The organism is Succinimonas sp., assembly GCF_045225735.1.
Classification (GTDB): Bacteria; Pseudomonadota; Gammaproteobacteria; order Enterobacterales; family Succinivibrionaceae; genus Succinimonas.
Genome location: NZ_JBGVBR010000337.1, coordinates 1 through 4671 on the forward strand (window position 1 = coordinate 1; position 4671 = coordinate 4671).

The 4671-nt window shown below is 50.9% G+C and carries 4 protein-coding genes; all 4 read right to left on the reverse strand.

Annotated features, from left to right (window positions below; genetic code table 11):
* Positions 1 to 441: 441 nt before the first annotated feature.
* The 4 genes from ACJROR_RS11945 to ACJROR_RS11960 all read right to left on the reverse strand — a co-directional run bounded on the left by ACJROR_RS11945 (position 442) and on the right by ACJROR_RS11960 (position 4555).
* On the reverse strand, positions 442 to 1188 hold the full coding sequence (locus ACJROR_RS11945; RefSeq protein WP_406547223.1) for a hypothetical protein: 747 nt from the start codon (positions 1186 to 1188) through the stop codon (positions 442 to 444).
* A 57-nt stretch (positions 1189 to 1245) separates the two neighbouring features.
* Positions 1246 to 1983 carry a tetratricopeptide repeat protein gene (locus ACJROR_RS11950; RefSeq protein WP_406547224.1) on the reverse strand — a complete coding sequence of 246 codons (738 nt, stop codon included), beginning with the start codon at positions 1981 to 1983 and terminating at the stop codon, positions 1246 to 1248.
* Positions 1984 to 2413: 430 nt separating this feature from the next.
* Positions 2414 to 2677: a hypothetical protein gene (locus ACJROR_RS11955; RefSeq protein WP_406547225.1), complete on the reverse strand. Its 264-nt coding sequence runs from the start codon at positions 2675 to 2677 to the stop codon at positions 2414 to 2416.
* Positions 2678 to 2719: 42 nt separating this feature from the next.
* A complete protein-coding gene (locus ACJROR_RS11960; protein ID WP_406547226.1) occupies positions 2720 to 4555 on the reverse strand; it encodes a transposase in 1836 nt (611 codons plus the stop codon).
* Positions 4556 to 4671: the final 116 nt, after the last annotated feature.

The window sequence follows — 4671 nt, forward strand, 5'->3', positions numbered from 1 at the left end:
CCATGCTGTTACGGCTGCTGTTAGATCTGTTTCTCTGGTAGCTCATATTTTCTCCTGATGAGAGCGCTTTCAGAATTCCGGGAGCAGCTGAAATATCCGGCGGCAGGAAAATATCCGGGGGTGATCACGGGATGTTCGCCGGTATTCCGCTGCCCGGATCTCCCGGGGTTCCTGAGCCGGGAACCTTGGATTTCCGGACTTCCCCCGCTGAGGTAACTTTATTTCAGCCTCTGTAATTCTATCTCATTTTCTGTAATCCCTCTGATAACGGCTGTATTTTTGCTGTCACCCGGGGAAATTTTCTTTCATATTGTTCTGTAGCTATGTTTCATAACTATGCAATTCGCTTCAGGAGGCTTAGATGTTAAGCCTCCGGGGCGAACAACCGGCTCCGGAAAATCTCCGGCCTCTCCGGGAAATCCCGGCTTTCTCTGTCCGGAATTACTGCTTATCCGGGGCGGTATCAGGATGAGATCCTGCGGATGCGGCAGCATCGGCCGGAGGTGTCGCATCTCCCGGAGCGGACGCCTCCTGAGCCAGCTTTTCCAGAGCGAGCTTCCGGTATTCGCAGCTCCGGGGATCATTGAAGGGATTTCCTTTATGATCCTTCATTACGCAGCCCTTGGTACCGTAGCTCTGAGCGCTCTTGTAATCCCCCGCCTCGAAAAGTCTCATGGCGGCATGGCCGCAGGCTCTTCCGACTCTTCCGTCGCACCCCGTCATCCAGATCCCGGTGATCACCCTTTCCTCATCCCGGGGATCCCGGGCGCCGCTGTCTTTGCGGGTTTCCGCGATGAGGCGGCAGACCGGAAAAGCATCTCCGGCGCAGGCCTTCTTAAAATATTCCTCGGCGATGGGGCGATCCTGTTCCGGAGTGCTTTTAGGATCCCCGGGATCCAGGGCTATCAGCCCCCGAACCAGGCAGAATACGGCTTTTCCGTTTTCGCAGATCTTTTCGGTAAAGTAGGCAGATCCCTGAAAGTCGCCGTGCTCCAGCGTCATGAAGGCATCGTAATAATCTCCGAATTCCTTAAGATATTTTTGCCTTTCCTCATATTCCAGACGCTCTGCTTTATCCTGCATCTTCATGACATTCATGAAATGATAGGTTCCCATACAGATAAATATGATGAGAGCGACATAGACACAGTAGACAAGTCTGGCTGATCCTGGTTTCTCAGATTTCATTTTGTTCCTCGGTGTTAAAACGAAGCAAGTTCCGGCCGTATTCGTATTTTGCAGGGATTATCTGGCAAAAGCGTTTTTAATTCTCCGAAAACCCTCGCAGCCCTGGGGATCCCGTTTCCGGCAGAGCTCCCCGTAGATCTCGAGAGCCCGATCCCGTCTTTCCTGCGGGGAGAGCTCCGGAGCATGCTCATAATAGAACCCCAGGCGGTAGCAGGTTCCCGCATCGTCAGCGGCGCAGGCCGTTCGGAGTCCCTCCGGGGTATCGGGAACGTTCTCTGCGTTTCTCCGGGCCCGGGCTTTTGCTTTTTTGGAGCTCGCATTATCATCGCCTCCCTTCCGGAGCCAAATCTGCTCGCGCGCATCCCGGGCCTTCTGGCAGGCCGCCCCCTTGCTGTCGAGACTGCAGGCCTTTTCCATATAGCTTAAAGCCTTGAAGCTCTCCTCTTCCTGCCCTGTCCGGATCAGGAATTCACCATATCTGAGACAATCATCGGCAGATCCCAGATGACAGGCCCGTTGCCAGAGTGCGGCCGCCTCAGCCAGGGCTTTGTCATCGCCTTCGGAATTCCGGTAGATGGTATCGGCGAGATAGCGACAGGCTTCGCCGGATCCCATATCGCAGCCCGTTTTGAAATAATTGATGGCATCTTTCAGTGATGCGGGGCCGATTTTGCCTTCAAGAGCCATGAGACCCTGAACCATGCAGCTTTCACCCACCCCGTTCTGACAGCTGTATTCCAGAAACAGATCGGCCTCGCTGTAGTTACCGGCCTTATATTCCCTGACGCCGGCCATATGGCAGACTGAAGGCTTGATGCAGAGGGCATTGTCGGTCTTATGCGCATTCGCAGGGGTATCTGTATTCGTATCCGTACGGGTATTCGCATGCGTACTCGTATTCGTTCTCGTATGCGTACTCGTATTCGTTCTCGTATGCGTATTCGTATTCGTTCTTGTATAGGCAGTTGTTCTCGTATGGGTATTCGTCTGCGCCGTTTTACTGTCAAAAAAATAGATCGCGCAGAGAAGAGACGCTACGGGCATAACAATTGAAACTGCCACAACCAGGGGACGGATGCATCCTGAAAAGTTGTGGGAGTTTACGGGCGGGCGTCTGTACATGGCATTTCTCTCCTTCCCGGTAACTCCGGGGATGCTGCCAAAAACACGGCTCACCTTCCCGGAGCCGCGGTTCCTGCTTTGAGTTTCTCTTTCCGGAACTATTCTATTGTTTATCCGAGACTATGTCATCCCGGACGGATTCTGAAGCGGCGGGATCTTCCGGAAGAGCGGCCGCGCCGGCCAGTTTTTCCCGGGCCAGCTTCCGGTACTGGCAGCTCCGAGGGTTCATATAGGGATTCCCCCGGGGATCTCTCATGGCGCAGCCCTTGGTTCCGTAGCTCCGGGCCAGCCTGTAATCCCCCGCCTCAAAAAGACGCATTGCCGCATCGCCGCAGGCTAAATCGCTTCCCAGGTCACACCCCGTCATCAGGATTCCGGTGATACCTAAATCTCGCATAATGGTATGGTACTAACAATCGATGCGTACTCCCAGCATATCAAGGAACAGCCTGTCTCTTTCTATTATTTCCGTAGACCACCTCACCGAACGAATCTGCGTTGATACTTCAGTGTTCTCAATCGCATCGTACCAGGAGAGAAGTTCGTGGAGAGACATGCTGTTAAGCCATGTCAGCAATTTTTGCTTCTTGCCGGCCACGGTTTTATCTTTTCCGCTCTTTCTTGAATTTGCAATATCCTGCCGCAGAGCCTGTTTCACCCTCCCGATTTCACTCCATAAACACTCTTCATAGCAGAGCGCTACGAACTGTATTGTTACCTTCCCCATGTAGTTTTCACCGTACCATGAGCGGACATGATTGCCGTCAATGGAATTCTTCTCAGCTCGGAAATGATCCTCAATGTGTTCCCTGCTGATATACTCCTTAAAAGTACGAGTCGTATCAGAGAGCATAGGGCTTGTGCCATATGTCAGAAGAGAGAATATGCCAAAATCTGCTTTGGCTTTGCTTATGGCCTCCTCATTGTATCTGACACGAATATTGTCCCCTTCGCAAGAGATTTCCAGAAAGTCATCAATGACTTTTTTGGCCTTGCGATCCAGTGAATCAACAGGATAACCGGCTTCCAGCTGTTCTCTGATTCCCTTCAGCATGGTGTTGAACTCGGCCGACATCCGGGAACGTTTGGATATGTCGAGGTAAAAATGCAGGTAACAAATCTTCCTGACTGATGGCGGCGGGCAGTCGTTGTCAGCTTTGCCGTAAAAGGTGTGAAATACTCTTTTCGTTATTCCGACAACATAGCCTTCGCTGTCCATGCACAGGCTTGATGATTCAAGCCGCTGACGCTCCCGGTCAAGGCGTTCGCGTACCCATTTCGTGCTGACTTCAACTCTTGAAATAAAGTCGTATTCGGACTTGATAAGTTCATATGCATTTGCATCGCTGTAAAAGCCGTTGTCTGATACCAGGATAATTTTTCTTCCCCCTATAACGGCTTTCATCTGTTCCAGAGTGTTATGGATGGAAATGACATCCGGAACATTTCCCGGCTGCAGCGAAAATGCCAGCGGTTCATGTGTCCTGGAAGCATAGAGATCAAGCCATTTTATCGTGGGCAGACCATCATCGGCTTTATTGAAACCGTATCTGGCGCTGATCTGGTTTTCAGAGTAAGTTGAAACAGTTGAGCCATCAACTGCCACCACGATCTCATCCGGCGGCTGCCGGTCAAACCGAAGCTGAAACAGCTGCTGACGAAATGTCTCATTAGTGCCAAGGTCTTGTGTCAGCCTGTGGCATATATCTCTGGACAGTCCTTCTTCATAGGGGATCGGGTGGGTCAGCTGCCATGTCCTTACACGTGCCAGAGGTTCGTTTGCCGAACACACAAGAAATCTGGCGCAGGAAATAAGCTTTTCCGCAGTGCCCTTGTCCAGGAGACTGCAGATATCCTTTTCTATTCTGGTCTTTTCAGCAATAAAATCCAAAATACGATGAGCCCCAACCCTTTGCCGGGACGCTTTCTCAATTCTTGGGGCTTCCTCAGCTTTTCTCGGCCCGGCAGATTTGTCTGAAGTTTCCTGCCGCGGTTTATCGGCAGAAACGGAATTATCTGCCGCTCCTTTTTTCAGGGAGGATGATTTTTTAGGACGGGTTCTCAGCAAAGTCTGCTGAGGATCGTCATCCTTAACCTTGCCTAACAGGGTGACACCGCCGATTTTGACCATCCGTTTTAGTTCAGGGTCATATCTCTCGGTACGCTCATAGACATAAGAGTACCCGTTCTTTTTGGGCACCTTGTATCGATAAACTGTTGTTTTTCCTGAGACGGGTCTTGGCATATTCTCCCTCCATAACCTAGCACCATATCATTATAAAATGGTATGGTACAAAAGTCAAGTATCAGGAGGGATTATTTTATAAGGTTTTCATATATTTTCAGTTACTTAATGAATGA

Excerpts from the sequence above, each read along its gene's own strand:
- ACJROR_RS11945 (WP_406547223.1), bottom strand. The coding sequence starts at position 1,188 with ATGAAATCTGAGAAACCAGGATCAGCCAGACTTGTCTACTGTGTCTAT.
- ACJROR_RS11950 (WP_406547224.1), bottom strand. The coding sequence starts at position 1,983 with ATGGCCGGCGTCAGGGAATATAAGGCCGGTAACTACAGCGAGGCCGAT.
- ACJROR_RS11955 (WP_406547225.1), bottom strand. The coding sequence starts at position 2,677 with ATGACGGGGTGTGACCTGGGAAGCGATTTAGCCTGCGGCGATGCGGCA.
- ACJROR_RS11960 (WP_406547226.1), bottom strand. The coding sequence starts at position 4,555 with ATGCCAAGACCCGTCTCAGGAAAAACAACAGTTTATCGATACAAGGTG.